This window comes from Leifsonia poae, from assembly GCF_020009625.1.
GTDB lineage: Bacteria > Actinomycetota > Actinomycetes > Actinomycetales > Microbacteriaceae > Leifsonia > Leifsonia poae_A.
Map to the genome: position 1 here is coordinate 1,176,308 of NZ_JAIHLP010000002.1, position 19,340 is coordinate 1,195,647.

Annotated in this window: 13 protein-coding genes and 2 pseudogenes; 7 read left to right on the forward strand and 8 right to left on the reverse strand. The window is 67.5% G+C overall.

Features of this window, described 5'->3' with window-relative positions; genetic code table 11:
* Nucleotides 1-106: 106 nt before the first annotated feature.
* On the forward strand, nt 107-2,002 hold the full coding sequence (locus K5L49_RS06280; RefSeq protein ID WP_223691244.1) for an alpha/beta hydrolase: 1,896 nt from the start codon (nt 107-109) through the stop codon (nt 2,000-2,002).
* Between the two features lie 128 nt (nt 2,003-2,130).
* The gene (locus K5L49_RS06285; RefSeq protein WP_223691246.1) at nt 2,131-2,550 is read left to right on the forward strand and encodes a hypothetical protein; all 420 of its coding nucleotides are present in this window, start codon (nt 2,131-2,133) and stop codon (nt 2,548-2,550) included.
* A gap of 23 nt (nt 2,551-2,573) precedes the next feature.
* On the opposite strand, the gene K5L49_RS06290 is transcribed toward K5L49_RS06285, so the two are convergent.
* Complete coding sequence (locus K5L49_RS06290; protein ID WP_308116522.1) at nt 2,574-4,457, reverse strand: DUF255 domain-containing protein; 1,884 nt, start codon at nt 4,455-4,457, stop codon at nt 2,574-2,576.
* Nucleotides 4,458-4,695: 238 nt separating this feature from the next.
* Here K5L49_RS06290 and K5L49_RS06295 point away from each other — a divergent pair.
* Nucleotides 4,696-5,843 (forward strand): annotated as a pseudogene (locus K5L49_RS06295) (fatty acid desaturase family protein).
* A 68-nt stretch (nt 5,844-5,911) separates the two neighbouring features.
* On the forward strand, nt 5,912-6,070 hold the full coding sequence (locus K5L49_RS06300) for a hypothetical protein (protein WP_223691248.1): 159 nt from the start codon (nt 5,912-5,914) through the stop codon (nt 6,068-6,070).
* 10 nt (nt 6,071-6,080) lie between these two features.
* On the opposite strand, the gene K5L49_RS06305 is transcribed toward K5L49_RS06300, so the two are convergent.
* From K5L49_RS06305 to K5L49_RS06315, 3 genes are all read right to left on the reverse strand, one after another.
* The gene (locus K5L49_RS06305) at nt 6,081-7,517 is read right to left on the reverse strand and encodes an NtaA/DmoA family FMN-dependent monooxygenase (protein ID WP_223691250.1); all 1,437 of its coding nucleotides are present in this window, start codon (nt 7,515-7,517) and stop codon (nt 6,081-6,083) included.
* A gap of 32 nt (nt 7,518-7,549) precedes the next feature.
* On the reverse strand, nt 7,550-8,143 hold the full coding sequence (gene msuE / locus K5L49_RS06310; protein ID WP_223691252.1) for an FMN reductase: 594 nt from the start codon (nt 8,141-8,143) through the stop codon (nt 7,550-7,552).
* Between the two features lie 67 nt (nt 8,144-8,210).
* Nucleotides 8,211-8,711, reverse strand: a complete 501-nt coding sequence (locus K5L49_RS06315; RefSeq protein WP_223691254.1) for a hypothetical protein — start codon at nt 8,709-8,711, stop codon at nt 8,211-8,213.
* A gap of 91 nt (nt 8,712-8,802) precedes the next feature.
* Between K5L49_RS06315 and K5L49_RS06320 the strand changes: the two genes are divergently transcribed.
* Both K5L49_RS06320 and K5L49_RS06325 read left to right on the forward strand, forming a co-directional pair.
* Nucleotides 8,803-9,636, forward strand: coding sequence for an aldo/keto reductase (locus K5L49_RS06320; protein ID WP_223691255.1), 834 nt, complete (start codon nt 8,803-8,805; stop codon nt 9,634-9,636).
* 106 nt (nt 9,637-9,742) lie between these two features.
* Nucleotides 9,743-10,153 (forward strand): hypothetical protein, encoded by a 411-nt coding sequence (locus K5L49_RS06325; RefSeq protein ID WP_223691257.1) that lies wholly within the window; start codon nt 9,743-9,745, stop codon nt 10,151-10,153.
* Nucleotides 10,154-10,187: 34 nt separating this feature from the next.
* Here K5L49_RS06325 and K5L49_RS06330 read toward each other — a convergent pair.
* Nucleotides 10,188-11,743 (reverse strand): annotated as a pseudogene (locus tag K5L49_RS06330) (long-chain-fatty-acid--CoA ligase).
* Nucleotides 11,744-11,955: 212 nt separating this feature from the next.
* Here K5L49_RS06330 and hrpA point away from each other — a divergent pair.
* Complete coding sequence (gene hrpA, locus K5L49_RS06335) at nt 11,956-15,840, forward strand: ATP-dependent RNA helicase HrpA (protein WP_223691259.1); 3,885 nt, start codon at nt 11,956-11,958, stop codon at nt 15,838-15,840.
* 132 nt (nt 15,841-15,972) lie between these two features.
* Here hrpA and K5L49_RS06340 read toward each other — a convergent pair whose 3' ends face one another.
* From K5L49_RS06340 to K5L49_RS06350, 3 genes are read right to left on the reverse strand one after another with little or no spacing between them, the layout of a single operon-like run.
* Nucleotides 15,973-17,223 (reverse strand): sugar ABC transporter permease, encoded by a 1,251-nt coding sequence (locus K5L49_RS06340; protein WP_223691261.1) that lies wholly within the window; start codon nt 17,221-17,223, stop codon nt 15,973-15,975.
* Entirely contained in the window at nt 17,223-18,047 is an 825-nt protein-coding gene (locus tag K5L49_RS06345; RefSeq protein ID WP_223691263.1) for an ATP-binding cassette domain-containing protein, read from the reverse strand. Before K5L49_RS06345 ends, K5L49_RS06340 begins: the two co-directional genes overlap by 1 nt.
* Nucleotides 18,044-19,258, reverse strand: coding sequence for a sugar ABC transporter substrate-binding protein (locus tag K5L49_RS06350; protein ID WP_223691265.1), 1,215 nt, complete (start codon nt 19,256-19,258; stop codon nt 18,044-18,046). Before K5L49_RS06350 ends, K5L49_RS06345 begins: the two co-directional genes overlap by 4 nt.
* Between the last annotated feature and the right edge of the window lie 82 nt (nt 19,259-19,340).

Here is a 19,340-nt window from a genome sequence, read left to right on the forward strand (position 1 = left end):
ACTCCCTTAGGCTGAATCTGTTCGATCGTTCTTCCGGGGGGGAAATCGTCATGACAGGTCCAGCGGTGCACGATTCAACGGCCCGTCCCGGCGCTCCGGGCGCACGTTGCGCTCCGGTGAGGCCACGACGCTCCCCTACCGTCCGACCCCTCCGATCGCGATGATCACCGACGATCCTGGTGCCGGCGAACCGTCCGGCATCCATAGAATCGCTGCGGCTCGCACAGCGAAGGCCGTCGAGCTGCGCGGCGCGCACACCGAGGTGACGGCCGCCGTCGCCGCGGTATCAGCGTCGACCTGGCGCGGCGCCTCACAGCTCGCGTTCGAGGCGGCGATGCACGCGATCGTGCCCGATCTCCTCCTTCTCGCCTCCGGTCTGGAGGCGCAGGCGATCGCTCTGCACGGCTACGCCACCCGGGTTGACCAGATCAAGAATCGGCAGGCCACTCTCGAAGCGCAGCGACGCACCGCTCGGGCCGCCCTCGCCGGATTGCAGATGATGTTGCAGACCCTGCAGCTCTCTTCCCGATATGAGCTGCCCCCGGTCTCATCGGCGCGGGCCGAGGAGCACCACGCCGGCCTCGCACGACAGCGAGCGAATCTGACCGAGCAGATCGCCGACGAGACCGCTCGACTCGCGCGCATCGACGCGGAGTGGCGCCTCCTGGTGGGTTGGCGCCGCCAGGCCGACTCCGCCTGCCAGACCGCCCTCTCCGGCAACGACATTCTCGGCGCCCTTGCGCCGCTGACCGGCACGGTGCTGCAGTCGTCAACACCCGTCAGCCTCCTGACCATGCTCTCCGGGCTCAGTGCCAGCGACCTCTGGATCCTGCTCCAGGAGCGTCCCGAGCTGGCCAACAAACTCGCCGCGAGCGACCCCGCCTCGATCGCGGGGTGGTGGGCAGCCATGAACGGCCCCACGCCCGGCGTGCCCTCCGACGCTCAGAACGCGCTCATCACGCTGATCCCCTCCGTGATCGGCAACCTCGACGGCGTCGCCTACTACGCCCGCGACCGTGCGAACACCCTCGTCCTCGACCGAGCCCTCGCCGAGGCGGCCGGCAACCCGAACACCGACCCCGTCATCCTCGAGACGCTCCGCGCCCTCAAAACCGCTCTCGGCCCGGGGATGCGCGACACTCCGCCCCGTCAGTTCGTCGCCTTCTCTCTCGACCCCGATCCGAAGGCCGCGATCACGCGCGGCGACCTCGACACGGCGACGAACGTCACCTATCTCGTGCCCGGAATGGGCACGAACGTCGCCGGAAACATCGGAACCTACGTCGATGCTGCCAATGCGCTCAGGCGTGAACAGATGGGTGTGACGAATGACCCGGACCCTTCACGATTCGCGGTCATCGCATGGCTGGACTACTCAGCACCGAGCGCACGCGACGTGGTGAGCGTGTCGCGCGATGATCTGGCGCAGGTTGGAGCCGAGCGGCTCGCGGATGCGCTGAATGGCCTTCGGGCAGCGCGCACGATGAGCGGACGAGACCTCGACGTCTCGGTCGTCGCACACTCCTACGGCACGAATGTGGCCGCCCTGGCCCTGACACGCGCTCGCGCTGACCACCTCGTCCTCCTCGGTTCAGCAGGCGTCTCCACCACGATTCCGAATGCGCGATCCCTCAATGTGCCCTCAGGCGAGCTCTTCGCCAGCCAAGGCGCTCACGACGGGTGGGCAGGCATCGGGCAAGTACTCAGTGGTCGCCAGGACCCAACCGCCCCGGCCTTCGGTGCACACGGCTTCAGCTCCGAAGAGGGCGAAGACGAAAACGGCAGGCCGCTTCACGGCATCACCCAGCACGGGCCGTTCGCTCCGCGGGACGAGCCGAATAGCTACAGCTACCTGGATAGCGACACGAACTCGCTGCACAACACCGCGCGAGCAACGACCGGTCTGGGCGCGAACCTCCCCATAGCGGGCACACCCTCAGAACGCGCGGCGCGGCAACTCGTCGACCGCGCCAACGATCTGGCCAGAAAAGGACTGCCATGAAAGACAAATGGATAGGGCGCCGCATTGCGGTGGCGACGTCGGTTATCGCTGTCATGGTCCTCTGCGGATGCGGGACTGTGCAGTGGCCCCCCAACACCGAAACAAGATTATCGAAGGAGGCAATGACGATGACGCCAGAAGAAGTCAAACAAGAGGTGCGGGCACTGTACCTCGCATCGAGAGATCTCATCGGAGGTGACTGGATCGAAGACACCGACACATGGGACTGGTGCCGGCTGCCGAACGGCACGGGCGGCGCTCACTACACTCTGGGATCGTTCCGGACAGGTCAGCCGCTCCCCATTCCACCCGACGAACTGGCCGAGAAAGCCCGAGACCTCTGGGCGAAACACGGTCACACCGTCACGGTCGAGCACGATTTCACACTGACCCCGCACCGCTACATCCTTTCCGATCCGCCCTGGCTCACCGGAACCGGGCCGGACAGGCGCCTGGTGCGACTCAGCATCGGAGAGAATCTCGCCAACTTCATCGCCGACAGCCGCTGCATCCCCGGCGACTCGTATGAGATCGGCCAGGCCCACTAGCCGCGTCGGCGATCAGCGCGCGCTCAGCTCAGCCGGATCGGTCGAAGGCAGGCGGCAGACGAAGTCGCTGCACAGGTAAGCGGTGGGGCGGGCATCCCGGGTCGTGCGCGCGGTGAACAGGGTGAAACCGGCCTCGGCGAAAGCACGCGCGGCCGGTTCGGTGGCGATCGCGGTGAGATGCGAGGGGCGGCGCCGAACGGCGGCGAGCATCCCCGCCGGGTCGAGGGGGCGTCACCCGAACAGTGCGAATCGCCCGGCGGCAACACCACGACGAGTTGCTCAGGAACCGCTGCCAGCTCAGACACGAGCTCCAATGCGGCCCCGAACGCGCTCGGCGACCGAACGGCCTGGGCGGCGACCACCCGCATCGCCTCGCGGGCGGCCCGCTCGAACCGACGTTCCGCCGTCAGCAGATACAGGGTGTGGGCGGCGGATGCGGCGGCCGACAAGCCCGACGGATACGCACCCTCCGACGGGTCCACTCGGATGCCCATCCCGCTGCTCTGCAGCACCGGGTCGCCACCGCCCGGAACCTCGAACGGGCAGTCGGCCTCCCCGGCAGCGCCCAGGCAGAGGTCGATCAGATCGCGGGCCGACACGGCGAAGCGTGGTTCACCGGTGGCGAGTGCCAGGTCGAGCAGCCCGCCGGCAAAGCCGCCGTAGTCCTCGAGACTGGCGCTCGCGCCGGAAACCCGACCGTCGAGCGACATCCGCACCAGTGTTCCGTCACCCCGGACATGGTGCGAAAGGAGCGTGACCGCGGCCGTCCGCGCCGCCGACAACCACTCTGGCCGGTCGAACGCGAACCCGGCCCGGGCCAGGGCGCCGATCGCGAAACCGTTCCAGCCGGTGAGCACTTTGCCGTCGACGGGCGGCGGTGTCAGGTGCGTCCGCGCAGACGGATCGGCACGGTAGAAGGCGCCCTCCACGCGGGCACCGTCGACGACGCTCTCCGAATCCTGCGCCGACGCGAAACCGCCGGCCGGGCGACGCAGAACGTCCAGAAGAAACCGAACGATCCCGTCGGCGGCCGTCCGCGCCCACTCGGTCTCCTCCCCCGCGGTGACACCGCGCTGCCAGGCGCGCGCATACTCACGCAGCAGCAGGGCGTTGTCGTACAGCATCCGCTCATAGTGGGGCTCACTCCAGTCGCGACGGGTCGCGTAGCGGAAGAACCCGCCGTCGACCGGGTCGCGCAACGGGGAGGCGGCCATCCGTTCGAGGCTTCGGGCGGCCAACTCGCCGCCGTCCTCACGCGCGAGCAGGAAACCGAGAACGGGCGCCACCGGGAACTTGGGTTCGGTGCCGAAACCGCCGAAAACCGGATCTTCAGCGCGGACGAGCAGCGAGACGGCCTCGGCGAGGGCGCGCTCATCGGGCAGCTCGGAGACAGCGGTAGCGGCACCGGCTGCCTCGCTCAAAGCCTCGACGACCCGAGCGGCGTTCTCCTCCACTTCTGCTCGGCGTGTGAGCCACGCATCCGAAACGGCGTCGAGAACCTGCCGGAACGAGGCGTGACCGGCCATCGGGGCGCTCGGAAAATAGGTTCCCGCGAAGAAGGCCCTTCCGCTCGGCGTGGCGAAGACGGTGAGCGGCCAACCAAGATTTCCGGTGAAAGCGCTGGCGGCGGAGAGATAGCCGGCGTCGACCTCCGGATGCTCCTCCCGATCCACCTTGACCGCCACGAATTGCGCATTCAGCTCGGCCGCGAGCACCGGATCGGCGAAACTCTCGCGCGCCATCACGTGGCACCAGTGGCAGGTGGCATAGCCGATGGAGATCAGCAGCGGCACATCCCGGCGCTGCGCCTCGGCGAACGCCTCTGCGCCCCATGGGAACCAATCGACCGGGTTGTCGGCGTGCGAGCGCAGATACGGGCTGATCGCGTCTGCGAGCCGGTTCGCCATGCGGTCAGCCTACGGCGTCGGCGTGCGGGATCGGCCGCGGCGACCGCGTGCGGGATCGGCCGCGGCGGCCGGGTGCGGGATCGGCCGCGGCGGCCGGGTGCGGGATCGGCCGCGGCGGCCGGGTTCGGGCGCGTGCTGCGCGTTCGCTGGCAGCCGGGCCCCCGCGTCCCGGTCACGAGTAGAATGGAGGCAGTGTCCCAGACCCCGGCGCTTGATCTCAAGCGGTGTGGGAGTCGACATGAACACGAACCCGGGGGCAGCGGAACTCGTTCCGGCCTCCACTCCTCCGATCGGCGAGCGGGCGAAGCCGACCCACGTCGACGAATTCGTGGAGCTGGCGGCGATCATCCGCGACTCCGGCCTGCTGCGACGACGCTACGGCTACTACTGGACGAAACTGATCGCCGTTCCGGTGATCACGATCGCCTCGATCGGGCTGTTCCTGCTGCTCGGCGACAGCTGGTGGCAGCTGGTCACCGCCGCTCTGTTCGCCTTCGTGTTCACCCAGATCGCCTTCCTCGGACACGACGCCGCCCACCGACAGATCTTCCGCTCGGGGCGCTGGAACGACTGGATCAGCCTCGTGGTCGGCAATCTGTTCGTGGGGATGAGCTACGGCTGGTGGCAGCACAAACACACCCGTCACCACGCCAACCCGAACAAGGAGGGCAGCGACCCCGACATCGACCTCCCGGTCGTGGCGTTCACGCCGGCCCAGGCCACCGCCGAGCGGGCGCCCCTCCTGCGCTGGGTGATCGGGCATCAGGGGTGGTTCTTCTTCCCGATCCTCCTGCTGGAAGGTCTGTCGTTGCACGCATCGAGCGTTCGCCGGGTCTTCTCCCGGAGGCCGATGCAGCGGCGCCCGGTGGAGATCGCCTTTCTCGCCGTGCGCATCCTGGGCTACCTCGCCCTGGTGCTCGTCGTGCTCCCACCCGGGAAGGCGGCCGCGTTCCTCGCGGTGCAGCTCGGACTCTTCGGCGTCTACATGGGCATGTCGTTCGCACCGAACCACAAGGGGATGCCGCTGGTTCCGCACGACCTGAAGCTCAGCTTTCTACGTCGCCAGGTGCTGATGAGCCGCAACATCCGTGGGAATCTGCTGCTCGACTTCCTGATGGGCGGTCTGAACTACCAGATCGAGCACCACCTCTTCCCGTCGATGCCGCGACCCCACCTGCGGAAAGCCGCACCGACCATCCGGGCGTTCTGCGACGAGAAAGGTGTGCACTACACCGAGACGACCCTCATCGAGTCGTACGCGATCGTGACGCGCTACATCAACCGGGTCGGACTCGGGAGAAGGATCCCTTCGCCTGCCCCTTGGTCGAGTTGCGCGCCACCCCCGGCGCTCTCATCGCCACGGGCCCACATGAGGACTCCACCTGAGCCGCTCGACCTGAGCCGCTCGACCTGAGTCGCTCGACAGCTCGACAACAGAAAAGGACGACACCACCATGGCCGCCATCATCATCATTCTCGTTGTGTGGGCGGCGCTCGCCGTCGTGGGATTCGCCTTCAAGGGGCTGCTCTGGCTGGCGATCATCGCCGTCATCCTCTTCGTCGGAACGCTCGCTTTCGCCATCGCTCGTCGCTCGAACAACCGCAAGGCCTGAGCGGCCCCGATCAGGCCGAGGCGCGCTCGCCGACGATGCCGTCGAATGTGTCGTCGGCGCGGCCGACCCCGCCTTCTGCGCGGTGCAGGTTCCGCGGCCGCCGCAGCCCCAGATGCTCCCGCAGCGTCGACCCCTCGTAGTCGGTGCGGAAAAGCCCCCGGCGTTGCAGCTCGGGCACCACGAGCGACGTGAACGCGTCGAACGGGGCGCTGAGAAACGGTGTCAGCACGTTGAAACCGTCGACACCACCGGCACCGAACCACTCCTCCAGATGATCGGCGACCTCCTGCGTGCTGCCGACTACCGCCGCGACGGGAACGGCGTGCGTCGCCAGCAGATGGCGGTAGGTCACGGCGGAATCGCCGCCGACCAGGCGACCGGTTCGGGCCGCCACCGTCTCGAGCAGACGCTGCCCGCCCTCCGTGAACCGGCGTGAGACGCGCAGCGGAACCTCGTCGTCGAGTCCGACGCCCCCCAGCGGCACGCCGACGGCACCCGACAACGACCGGATGCTGCGGTTGGTCGGAAAGTCCGGCGACCGCGACAGCTCCGACCCGTCGTCCAGAGGGAGCAGGCGCAGCAACTCGTCGAAGATCGCGCGCGCCTCAGCCGTCGTCTCGGCGACGACCGGGAGCAGCGGCGTGACGACCTTCGGAGCGCCGTCCCGGCCGAGCAGACGGGTCTGTCGGATGAGCTCGGTGCGGAACGCCACCGCCTCGGCGAGGGTCGGCCAGGCCACGAGGGCGAGATCCGCCTGCTCCCGCGCGAGCTGCCGCGAGCGCGTCGACGTGCCGGCGTGCATGATCGGAAGGTGCCCCTGCACCGGGCGGGGGGCGTTCAGCGGACCGGTGACACGCACGTGCTCGCCCACCGCATCCGTTCGATGCAAGCGGTCGGGGTCGATGAGCCTGCCGCCTCGGCGGTCGCGCACGAAGGCGTCATCCTCCCAGCTGTCCCAGAGCCGGCGCAGCGCCTGGACGAACTCCGCCGCCTGGTCGTAGCGGGGTTCTGTCCCGTCCCGCACATCGCGGCCGTGGTTGCCGGCCGCCCGCGGGTCGGCACCGGTGACCACATTGAGCCCGGCTCGTCCCGCGCTCAGCCGGTCGATCGACGCCGTCTGCCGCGCCAGCGAGTACAGGTCGAAGAAGGAGGTGTTCGCCGTGGCGATCAGCCCGATGCGTTTGGTGACCCCCGCAAGGTATGCGATCGAACTCACCGGGTCGAGACGCGCGAGGAGGTCGGGGTCGCGGAACTCCAAGTCCGGCCCGGTCGCCAGCCATTCGCCGAAGAAGAGGTAGTCGAATTTGGCTGCCTCCGCCGCCCGGGCGGTTCGCCGCAACAGGCCCACATCCCGCAGCGGATCGTTGTGGGCACCCGGGTAACGCCAGCCGGACGGGTAGGCGCCGAGCCCGCGGAAGACCGCGCCGAGGATCAGGTGGTCAGACATCCGTCAGCCGCCGGATCGCTCGGTGCGGGGACTCATCGACCCAGGTATTTGGCGATCGAGTCGGCCTCGGCCACATTGCTGCGGATCAGCGGCAGCGAGCGAGTGACGGCGAGGTCGATGCGTTCCTGCAGGTCGAGGCTGCTGACCGCCCCATCGGTGAACTCGGCGTCGTTGGCGTACACGCCGATCGGAAGGGTGAGTGCTTGAAAGAACCCGAACAGCGGCCGGAACTGGTGCTCGATGATGAGCGCGTGCCGGTCCGACCCGCCTGTAGCGGCGAGCAGTACGGGCTTGTCGACGAGCGCGTACTGGCCGACGAAGTCGAAGAGATGCTTGAAAAGTCCGGTGAAAGAGGCACGGTAGACCGGGCTCGCCACGATGAGGAGGTCGGCGTTCTCGATGCGCTGCAGTTCGTCTTCGACCGACGCGGGCAGCTGGTCGCGGCGCAGCGCGCCCGCGAAGTCGGGACCGATCTCGTTCACGGCGACAAGGTGCGCCTCGACGGTGAGTTCGCGCGCGAATGACGCGAGAATCTCCTTGACGAGCGCCGTCGTCTTCGACGGGGTGTGAAGGCTGCCGGAGACGGCGACGACACGCAATGGCCGGGTGGTGGAAAGCTGGGGCATGGCACGACGCTAGGCCCGCCCACCCCCGGATGCCAGGTCGTGCGTCACACGGCGTAAACCTCGGGCGTCATCGGACGTCATCTGCGGCGGTGAACGTCTCCACCGTCGGCACGAGCGCGTCGCCGAGCACCTCGGGAACACCGGGCTGGAAATCTCCCGACAGGTACAGGCGCACGCCGCGCGACGCGTGCTCCGCATCCCGGATCTCGGTGCGATCCCGCAGCGACATCGCGAACCACGAATCCCCCAGGAGGGCACGCGAGAAGGCGAGAGCCTCGGTCTCCGTCGGTGACACCTCCGCCTCGTGTCGGTCGACCGCGCTCACCCGGGTGGCGATCACGGTGATCGGCTGCCCCTCGGAGGCGGCGATGCAGATGCAGGAGACGAGGCAGAGCACCCCCTCGCGCACCGGCGACAGGATGCCCACCGTCTCGGTCTGCTGGGGTCCGTCTTCGTCGGAGGCCGCATCGATGAGTCGGAGCATTCCGTCGCGCACCCGAAGAAGCCGGTCGCCATGCTCCGCCGTCAACTGCCGGGCGAGAGCGTCGATCTGTTCACGCGAAGCCATGCATCGACGCTACCCGATTGATCGCCGCGGGCACTGAATCCATCGCCGCCGGCAATTGGAATGCGGCCTCGACAGCGATTATCTTGGATGAATGGTTGCAAACGCAAATATCCCCACGCTGAAGCTCAACAACGGCACCAGCATCCCGCAGCTCGGCTTCGGCGTCTTCAGGGTCGACCCGGCCGAGACAACGCACATCGTCACCGACGCGCTCGAGGTCGGCTACCGTCACCTCGACACCGCGGCGATCTACGGCAATGAGACCGGCGTCGGCGAAGCGATCGCCGCATCCGGCATCGCGCGCGAGGAGCTCTTCGTCACCACCAAGCTCTGGAACGACCGACAGACGGATGCGCAGGCCGCGTTCGACGAGTCGCTCGGCAAGCTGGGGCTCGACTACGTCGACCTCTACCTGATCCATTGGCCCACCCCCGAGAAGGACACCTTCGTCGAGGCGTGGAAAGAGCTCGAGAAGATCGCCGCAACCGGCCGCGCCAAGGCGATCGGCGTCTCCAACTTCCTCGTGCCGCATCTGGAGAAGCTGCTGGCCGAAACGGATGTGGTGCCGGCGGTCAACCAGATCGAACTGCATCCCGCGCACCAGCAGCCGGCGGTGACCGCGTTCTCCCGCGAGCACGGCATCCAGATCGAAGCCTGGGGTCCGCTCGGCCAGGGCAAGTACCCGCTGTTCGACGCGCCCGAGGTGGCCGCGCCCGCCGAAGCACACGGCAAGACGCCGGCGCAGGTCGTCATCCGCTGGCACCTGCAGAGCGGCAACATCGTGTTCCCGAAGTCGAACCGTCGGGAGCGCATGGCCGAGAACTTCGACGTCTTCGACTTCGAGCTGACGGCCGCCGAGATGGCGACGATCACCGCCATGGAGCGCGAGGGTCGCGTCAGCTCCCACCCCAACGAGGTCAACTGACCGTCCCCGCCGAGGGGCGGCAGCTGCAGCGGAAATCACCCGATTCGGCTGCTTTCGCCGCCCTTCGCCAGAGGAATGGGCCAGGTCGGACGGTTAGGCTGGGCGCGTGCGTATTGTGTCGATCACCGGCAAGGTCATCTACATCGTCGGCGTTTACGCGCTGCTGCTGATCCTGAACGTCTTCCTCTTCCAGCGACTCGTGAACAGCACGATCGACGTCGTGATCGTGGCGATCCTCAATGTCGCCTACATCGTGATCGGCGTGCGCACCTTCCGCGGCGCGGACGAGAACCGCGAAGATCCGCGGGTGTGGTGGCGGGCGACCGCTCGCCCGGCTGCCGGTTTCTGGATCGGTTCCGGCCTCGTCGTCGCCGCTGGGATCGCCCTGCTCGGCGCCCTCGCCTCCAAACCGGACGACGCATTCGTTCCCGCGGTGGCCTGCCTCGTCTACGCGGCGTTCGGAGCGTTCTACCTGCACTCCTCGTATCGGCTGCGCATCCTCGACGTTGCGCCGTGAGCCGGCGGCCGTGAACGGGACACGCTGAGGCCGGTCACATCCCGTCGTAGCGCGCGACCAGCTCACGCTTCAGGACTTTGCCGCTCGGGCCGAGGGGCAACGCCTCCAGAATCTCGATGCGGCGCGGGAACTTGTAGGCCGCGACATGCTCCTTCACGAACGCCACGAGGTCGGTGCCTTCCGCGCTGGCGCCGGGCATCAGCGTGACGACCGCCATGACCTCCTGGCCGTGAGTCTCGTCGCTCACCCCGAAGACCGCGCACATGGCCACCGCCGGATGGGTGGACAACACCTCCTCCACTTCGCGCGGGTAGACGTTGTAGCCGTTGCGCACGATCATGTCCTTCTTGCGGTCGACGATGGTGATGTAATCGTCATCGCTCTTGGTGCCGAGATCGCCGGTGCGGAACCAGCCGTCGACCACGGCTTCGGCGTTCGCCTTCGGCAGGTTGAGATAGCCCTTCATGAGGTTGTGTCCGCGCACCACGATCTCGCCGAGTTCGCCGCGGGAGAGCAACTCGACCCGGTCGTCGATCTCGGCGTCGGCGATCTCCACATCCACGCCCCAGATCGGTGTGCCGACGGTGCCGACGCGGGTGGGCAGGCCGCGGTGGTTGAACGAGGCCACCGGCGAGGTCTCGGTGAGCCCGTACCCTTCGTGCACGTCGATGCCGTACACCTCCTTCATCCGCTCGATGACGGCGACCGGGATCGCCGCCCCGCCCGACATGCCGTACCGCAGCGGGGGACGCTCCGGGTTGCCTTTGGCCGCCTCCAGGAGCGCGATGTACATGGTGGGCACGCCGGTCATCACCGTGCACCGGTTGGCGTTCATCAATGCGAGCGCCGTCGCGCCGTCGAACTTGGGCACGAGCACCACGGTGGCTCCGGCCCGGAAGCCCATATTCATGACGCAGGTCTGGCCGAAGGTGTGGAACAGCGGCAGGCAGCCGAGGATACGATCGCTCGGCTCCAGGTCGAGCGTTCCGGCCAGCAGCACGTTGACCTGCTCGACGAGCGAGAAGTGACACCCTTCCGCCCCCTTCGGTTTGCCTGTCGTACCGCTCGTGTAGAGGATCGTCGCCGTGTCGAACGGGTCCCGCGGAACGTAGGTGTCGATGGGATGCGCGCTCGCGGCCTCGTCCTCCAACCGGGCGAACGGCAGAGCCCCCTTCTGCTCGTCGGGCACCAGCACCGACAGCGTCTCCACCCCGGCCATTGTCGCCCCCTTCGCGCCCTCGCCGAGCAGTGGTGCGGCGCAGATCAGCAGCTTCGCGCCGCTGTCGCGCAGCACGTAGTCGATCTCTTCGGCCTTCAACAGGGCATGCACCGGCACGACGACCGCCCGAGGGCGAGCACGGCGTAGTAGGCGCGCGGGAAGTCGGGGACGTTGGGCAGCAGCAGAGCCACCGCATCCCCTTCGCCGATGCCGCGGGACCGCAGAGCGCCGGCATAGCCCCGGGTCTGCTTCCACAGCTCGCCGTAGGTGATCTGCGCGTCGCCGAAGATCAGCGCGACATTGTCGGGCATCCGGTGCGCGGTCTCGGCGAGAATACTCGCGACCGACATCGTGGCGTAACCGTGACTCATGATGGTCTCCCTGTCTTCATCGACAAAAGAACCTGTCGCAGGCGCGAATCCTGTTCGGGTTGTCTGCAACCTACGGCACCGCCGGTCACGGGGCAATCATCCGGTTCGGGCGGTCGGCCCGCCCCCGGCGAATCAGCAGCCCGCGCTCAGCCGGGGAGGCGGGGAGGCGGGGAAGAGCTACAGTCGCCGCGACGTCGTAGGATGGAAGGCTCATGTCTTCCGCCCTCTCCCCCGCCGTCCTCCACTTCCCGCCCGAATTGCCGGTCAGCCAGAAGCGAGAGGAGATCGGGCGCGCCATCCGGGAGAATCAGGTCGTGATCGTGGCGGGTGAGACCGGCTCGGGCAAGACCACGCAGCTACCGAAGATCTGCCTGGAGATCGGGCGCGAGAGCATCGGCCACACGCAGCCGCGTCGTCTGGCCGCGCGCACTATCGCCGAACGCATCGCCGAGGAGCTCGGCGAGGAGGTCGGCGGCCTGGTCGGCTACCAAGTGCGGTTCACCGACCGGGTCGGAGCCGGAACCCGCATCAAGCTCATGACCGACGGCATCCTGTTGAACGAGATGCACCGCGACCGGATGCTGCGCAAATACGACACGATCATCATCGACGAGGCGCACGAGCGCAGCCTCAACATCGACTTCCTGCTCGGCTATCTTCGGCAGCTGCTGCCGAAGCGGCCCGACCTCAAGGTGATCATCACCTCCGCGACGATCGACCCGCAGAGTTTCGCGGCCCACTTCGCCGACACCGACGGTCGCCCGGCGCCGATCGTCGAAGTGTCCGGCCGCACCTTCCCCGTGGAAGTGCGCTACCGACCGCTGGTCGCCGAGGCGCTCGAAGACGACGAGGATGCGGATCCGATCCCCTCGGCCGACCGTGACTATCTGCAGGGCATCACCGAAGCCATCGACGAGCTCGGCCGCGAGGCCGCCGGTGATGTGCTCGTGTTCCTCTCCGGCGAGAACGAGATCCGGGATGCGGCCGACGCGATCATCGGCCGCAACCTTCCGCACACCGAGGTGCTCCCCCTCTACGGCCGGCTGTCGAGCGCTGAGCAGCACCGCGTGTTCCAGCCGTCGACGATGCCCGGCGTGCGCCGCCGTATCATCCTCGCGACGAATGTGGCCGAGACGAGTCTCACGGTTCCCGGCATCAAGTACGTGGTGGATGCCGGCACCGCGCGCATCTCCCGGTACAGCGTGCGCGCCAAAGTCCAGCGGCTCCCGATCGAGGCGATCTCGCAGGCCAGCGCCAACCAGCGGTCCGGTCGCTCCGGCCGCACCAGCGACGGCATCGCGATCCGACTGTACTCGAAGGAGGATTTCGAGAAGCGGCCCGAGTTCACCGAACCCGAGATTCTGCGCACCAACCTGGCCGCGGTCATCCTGCAGATGATCTCTCTCGGGCTCGGCGACATCGCCGCGTTCCCGTTCCTCACCCCTCCCGATTCGCGCGGCATCAAAGACGGTCTCGACCTTCTGAGCGAACTCGGCGCTGTCACCCGGAACAAAGACGGCGACAACGCACTCACCAAAGTCGGCCGCAATCTCGCCCTGCTCCCCATCGACCCGCGGTTCGCCCGGATGGTCGTCGAATCGAAGCAGCACAGCACTTCGCGCGAGGTGATGGCCATCGTCGCCGGCCTCACCATCCAGGACCCACGTGAACGTCCGGTCGAGAAGCGCGGCACCGCGGATGCGATGCACGCCCGCTTCGCCGACCCCACCAGCGACTTCCTCACACTGCTCAACCTGTGGAACTATCTGGAGGAGAAGCAGAGGGAGCTCTCGTCGAGCGCGTTCCGGCGCCTCTGCAAGGCGGAGTTCCTCAACTTCCTGCGCGTGCGCGAATGGCAGGACGTCTACCGCCAGCTGCGCCAGCTCGCCAAACCGCTCGGCCTGACCATCGGCGAACCCTCGGTCAACCCCGACGGCATCCATCGCTCACTGCTCGCCGGGCTGCTCTCCCATCTCGGCCTCAAGGATGCGATGGCCTCGGGCAACAAGGCCGGCTCCGGTCGCGGGCCGGGCCCGGCATCCGCCCGTGCCGGTCGCAGCGCCGAATACCTGGGCGCACGCCAGACGCGATTCGTGATCTTCCCCGGCTCGACACTGGCCAAGAAGCAGCCGAACGCCCTGATGAGCGCCGAGCTCGTCGAGACGAGCCGCCTGTTCGCGCGGATGAACGCCGCCGTCGACCCCGCCTGGGCCGAGCCCATCGCCGGCGACCTCTGCAAGCGCTCCTTCAGCGAGCCGCACTGGGAGAAAACCCAGGGCGCGGTCGTCGCCTACGAACGCGTCACGCTCTACGGGGTGCCGATCATCCCGCGCCGCCGGGTGCAATACTCCCGGGTCGACCGGGAACTGTCGCGCGAGCTGTTCATCCGACACGCGCTGGTCGACGGGGAGTGGGATTCCAAGCAGGCGTTCGACCGCGCCAACACGAAGCTCCGCGCCGAGCTGCGCGAGCTGGAGGAGCGCACCCGTCGTCGCGACATCCTGAACGACGACGAGGCGGTCTTCGACTTCTACGATCGGCGCATCCCGGCCGACGTCACCTCCACGCGAAGCTTCGAAGGCTGGTGGCGCAAGGCCAAGAACGAGACCCCGGACCTGCTCACCATGACGCAGGAGGCTTTGCTCGCCGACGACTCGACGGTGGTCGACGACGAGTCGTTCCCGCCGCTGTGGCGGCAGGGCGACCAGCAGCTCACACTGAGCTACCGATTCGAACCGGGCGCCGACGACGACGGCGTTACAGTGCAGGTGCCGTTGCCGCTGCTGGCCGGGCTGCTCCCCGACGGCTTCGACTGGCAGGTTCCGGGTCTGAGGCAGGAGCTCGTCACCGCGATGATCAAGTCGCTGCCCAAAGCCATCCGGCGCCTCGTCGTGCCCGCCGGCGATTGGGCGAGACGTCTGCTCGGCGAGCTGAACGACACAGCGGGAATGCGATCCCACACCGGTGAGCGCCCAGCCGCCTCGCTCGCGGAGACACTCGCCGCCACCATCAGCCGGCTCACCGGTTCGCGGGTGAGTGCCGATGACTTCGACCTCGACCGCATCCCGACCCATCTGCGACCGACGTTCCAGGTGATCGGCGAGCGCGGGCGCCCGGTCGCGAGCGGGAAAGACCTCGCCGAACTGCAGGAACGGTTGCGCAGCCGCGCTCGGGATTCCGTGGCCAAGGTGGCCGAAGCCCGCACGCCGAACGCGATCGAACGCTCGGGGCTCACGAGCTGGGACTTCGACGAGCTCCCCCGTTACCTCGATACCGAGCAGAAGGGGCCGGGCGGCTCCACCAATGTCATCCGCGCATATCCGTCGCTCGTCGACGACGGCACGAGTGTGAGCATCCGGCTCATGAGCACGCCGGCCGACCAGGCGCGCGCGCTGCCCGCCGGTGTTCGCCGGCTCCTGCTCGCCTCCGTGCCCTCACCGGTCGCCTATGTGCAGCAGCATCTGACATCGACCGAGAAACTGACCCTGGCCGCAAGCCCGTACCCGACCACGAAAGCACTGTTCGACGACTGCCTGCTCGCCGTGATCGACAGTGTGCTCTACCGCATGAAGCCGGACGGTCAGCTGTTCATGCGGGCCGAGTTCGAGGCGGTGCGCGATCGTGTCTCGGGGATCGTGATGGATTCGATGTTCGAGACGGTCGCGCTCGTCTCGCGGATCCTCACCGCGGCCCGCACCGCGGAGAAGGCCATCGGCGGGGCAACCAGCATCGTCTTCCTCGCCGCCCTCGGCGACGCGAAAGCGCAACTCGCCGGGCTGGTGTACCCCGGATTCGTCTCGGCGACCGGGCTGGAGCGGCTCGTGCACCTCCCCCGTTACCTCACCGGGATCACCCAGCGCATCGCCGCTCTCCCGGTGAACCCCGGTCGCGACCGGGCGTGGCAGACGCAGGTGGAGACGGCAGTGGCCCTCTACACGGAAGCGGGCGGGCGCATCCCACTGCCGGCCGACGCCCCCGAGTCGATCGTGCACGCCCGGTGGATGCTCGAAGAGTTTCGGGTGAGCCTTTTCGCGCAGACCCTCGGCACCGCCGAGACCGTATCCGTGCAGCGCATCCGCAAAGTCCTCGCCGGCTGACCCCGCCCTCCCACAAACTCTCACCGCCGACTACGCAGGAAGTCGCCGAAAATCCGTCGAGTCCACAGACAATTCGTGGACTCGACGGTTTGCTGGGGGGGGGGGGAGAGAGAGATCTGTCCCTCTCCGGGCTCAGGTCGTGGAGCGGTTCCGTCGGCTGAGAGCGTCGACGGTGACCGCGGCGAGCAGCACCAGTGCCGTCACCATCAGCTGCGTGGCCGCCGACAGGTTGAGCAGACCCATGCCGTTGTAGATCGTGGCGACGATCAGACCACCGAGCAGGGCGTGGACGATCTTGCCGCGACCGCCGAAGAGGCTCGTGCCGCCGATCACCGCCGCGGCCACCGCGAGCAGCACGTACTGGCCGCCGTCGACGTTGCTGGAGATCGAGCCGAGCCTGGCCGCGTAGAAGATGCCCGCGGCGCCGGCGGTGAGGCTAGCCAAGGCGAATGCGATCAATCGGATGCGCGACAGGTTGATGCCGGCTCGACGGGCGGCCTCCGCGTTGCCGCCGATCGCGTAGACATACCGCCCGAACCGGGTCTGCGCGAGCAGGAAGCTCCAGCCGGCGACGATGGCCAGCACGATCGGAACAGCCCACGGCACGCCCTCCCCTGCGCTGCAGGCCAGCACGAGGGCGATCCCCGCCGCGGCGATCAACGCGATCTTCACGATCCTGAGGCCGACCGGCTGGGTGACGAGCCCTCCCGCACGGCGTTGCCGATCGCCCACCAGCGCGAAGACTGCGTAGGCCGCCACGACCAGCGCGAGCACCACCCAGGCGAGAACGGTGTTCATGTACCCGTAGGCGATGGCGTTGATCACCGCATTGCTGACCGACATGGTGCCGCCGCTGCTCGGACCCGCCAGACCGTTGATGACGAAGATCAGCAGACCCTGCAGGCCGAGCAGCCCGGCCAGCGTGACGATGAACGACGGGATGCGGAGCCGTGTGATGAGGAACCCCCACACCGCGCCGATGATCGTGGCGACAGCGAGCCCGAGGAGCACACCCACATACCAGGGCAGGTTGTAAGGCGGCCCGGTGATCCACACCGTGAAGACGGCACCGATGGCGCCGGTGAAGCCCAGCGCCAGGTCGATCTCGCCGAGGAGCAGCACGAACACTTCCGCGACGCCGAACAGTACGAACACCGAGGCCTGCACCATCAGATTGATGATGTTGTTCGGCGACAGGAAGACTGAGTTGTTCAGCTGGAAGATGATGATGATGACGATCAACCCGCCGACGACCGGCAGCACCCCGCTCTCGCCGGAGCGGATGCGTGCGATCCAGGCCCGGAAGTAGCCGCCCAGGGTGGCGGCGGGGCGACCGGGCACATCGGCGACGGGCGGGGTCGCCGGTTCCGTTGAAGTGGACATCAGTACTCCCGACCGTTGCTGTTCGAGACGGTTCCCGTGGTGATCAGCTCGACGGCCGTGTTCACGGTCAACTCGCCGACCGGGGCGGTCCGGGCGAGCGTGCCGAGATACATGACGGCGATCCTGTCGGCCACCTCGAACACGTCATTGAGGTTGTGGGATACGAGCAGCACGGCGATGCCGTTGGTGCTGAGGCGTTTGATCAGATCCAGCACCATCGAGGTCTGCGAGACACCGAGCGCGGCGGTCGGTTCGTCCATGATGACCAGCTTCGCGTCCCACATCACGGCTCGGGCGACGGCGACGGCCTGCCGTTGGCCGCCGGAGAGCGACGACACCAATTGGCGGATCGAGCTGACCGTGGTGACGGAGAGCTCGCTCAGTGTCTGCTTCGCCTTGGTCTCCATGACGGATTCGTTCAGCAGGAGGCCGTCGTGCAGCATCTCGCGCCCGAGGAACATGTTCTGAACGATGTCCAGGTTGTCGCACAGGGCGAGATCCTGGTAGACAGTCTCGATCCCGAGCGCGGAGGCGTCGCGCGGTCCACCCATGTGCACAGGCCGACCGTTCCACAGCATCTCCCCGCCGTCGATCGTATGGATCCCCGCGATGGATTTGATCAGGGTCGATTTGCCGGCGCCGTTGTCACCGACGAGCGCCGTGACCTTACCGGCGGGCAGATCGAGATCGATGCCTTTCAGCGCCTGAACGGGACCGAAATGCTTGCTGATCCCTCGCAGGCTCAGCAAGGGCGTCTCGTCGTCGAGCAGAGCCCGCCCGGCCGGTGTCCCGGCCGGGCGGGCATCCGCTAGCTCCTCGCTCACGAGGTCGGGATTCCGGCAGCCTTGCACGCCGCCGCGAACGACGAGGTGCACAGTTGAGCGGCGGTCACGAACTTGTCGGCGATGACCGTAGAGTTCATGTTGCTCGTCGTCACCCATTCCGGCTTCAGCAGCACGGACGGCACGGCGACTTTGCTGACGGTGTCCATGGTCGACCCGTTGACCAGGCCGGCTGGGGGCGTCACGTCCGCCCGCAGGTACATCGCGAGCGCTGCCGCTGCCTGAGCCTCGAGATAGATCGGCTTGTAGGCGGTGCCGCATTGGTACCCGGACAGGATGTTCTGCAGCCCCACCAGCGTCGCGTCCTGACCGGTGATCGGGAACGCCTTCTCCTTGATGCCGTGGTTCTTCAGGTACGTGATGATCGGGGCGGCGTTCTCATCGTTCGGAACGAGTGCGGCATTGGCGTTCGGGTGAGCGGTGTACGCCTGGGCGAACTCGGTCGCCGCTGTGGGCGGGTCCCAGGTTCCGGCCGGTTCAGCGACCTTGGTCCAGCCCGAGCTGTAGAGCGGGTTGAGCACCGAGTCGTAGCCCTGCGCGAAGAGTGTCGCGTTGTTGTCGGTCGGGTCACCCTTCATCTCGATGACTGCCGGCTTGCTCACATTCCAGTCCTTCGTGCAGGTCACGAGCCCGTTGCCGATCAGCTCGCCGACCTTCACATTGTCGAAGCTGACGTAGTAGGCGCGGGTGCCTCCGAGCGTCAACCGGTCGTAGTCGATGACCTTCACGCTGTGCTGCTTGGCATACTCCTCGATCTTCGCGCCGACACCGGCGTCGAGCGGGTCGACGACGAGCACCTTGGAGCCGGCGGTGATCGCGGATTGGGCGTCCGTGAGCTGAGTGGCATCACTGCCTTGCGCGTTCTGGACGGTGAACTGGCTCGACGTCAGGCCGGCAGCCGTGAACGCCTCCTTCAGATACGGGGCGTCGAACTCCGTGTAGCGCGCCGAGGAAACCGTGTCCGGCAGGATGACCGTCACATTGCCCGTTCCCTTCGAGGCGAGCGGCTTGAGCGCCGCCATGCTCGAGAAGTCGCGCTTGAACGATGTCGCCGATGTGGCGGCGAGCGCCGCCTCCGTGGTGGACGGACTCGATGACGAACCGGACGACGACCCGGAGCTGGCGCATCCGGCCAGCACCACGGCCGTACTCACCAGGACGGCGGCGACGCCCACTGTTTTCTTGATCTGCATGGAATGCTCCTCACGATCGCTGTAGCCGCAGCACATCGGGCGGGAGCCCGGCACGTCGACACCCGGGGTGTCTTCGTCAGCT

Bases quoted from the DNA above. Each gene is read 5' to 3' on its own strand.
- K5L49_RS06315 (WP_223691254.1), bottom strand. From the start codon at position 8,711: ATGGCTTCGCGTGAACAGATCGACGCTCTCGCCCGGCAGTTGACGGCG.
- msuE (WP_223691252.1), bottom strand. From the start codon at position 8,143: ATGCCCCAGCTTTCCACCACCCGGCCATTGCGTGTCGTCGCCGTCTCC.
- hrpA (WP_223691259.1), top strand. From the start codon at position 11,956: ATGTCTTCCGCCCTCTCCCCCGCCGTCCTCCACTTCCCGCCCGAATTG.
- K5L49_RS06350 (WP_223691265.1), bottom strand. From the start codon at position 19,258: ATGCAGATCAAGAAAACAGTGGGCGTCGCCGCCGTCCTGGTGAGTACG.
- K5L49_RS06300 (WP_223691248.1), top strand. From the start codon at position 5,912: ATGGCCGCCATCATCATCATTCTCGTTGTGTGGGCGGCGCTCGCCGTC.
- K5L49_RS06305 (WP_223691250.1), bottom strand. From the start codon at position 7,517: ATGTCTGACCACCTGATCCTCGGCGCGGTCTTCCGCGGGCTCGGCGCC.
- K5L49_RS06285 (WP_223691246.1), top strand. From the start codon at position 2,131: ATGACGCCAGAAGAAGTCAAACAAGAGGTGCGGGCACTGTACCTCGCA.
- K5L49_RS06340 (WP_223691261.1), bottom strand. From the start codon at position 17,223: ATGTCCACTTCAACGGAACCGGCGACCCCGCCCGTCGCCGATGTGCCC.
- K5L49_RS06320 (WP_223691255.1), top strand. From the start codon at position 8,803: ATGGTTGCAAACGCAAATATCCCCACGCTGAAGCTCAACAACGGCACC.
- K5L49_RS06290 (WP_308116522.1), bottom strand. From the start codon at position 4,457: ATGGCGAACCGGCTCGCAGACGCGATCAGCCCGTATCTGCGCTCGCAC.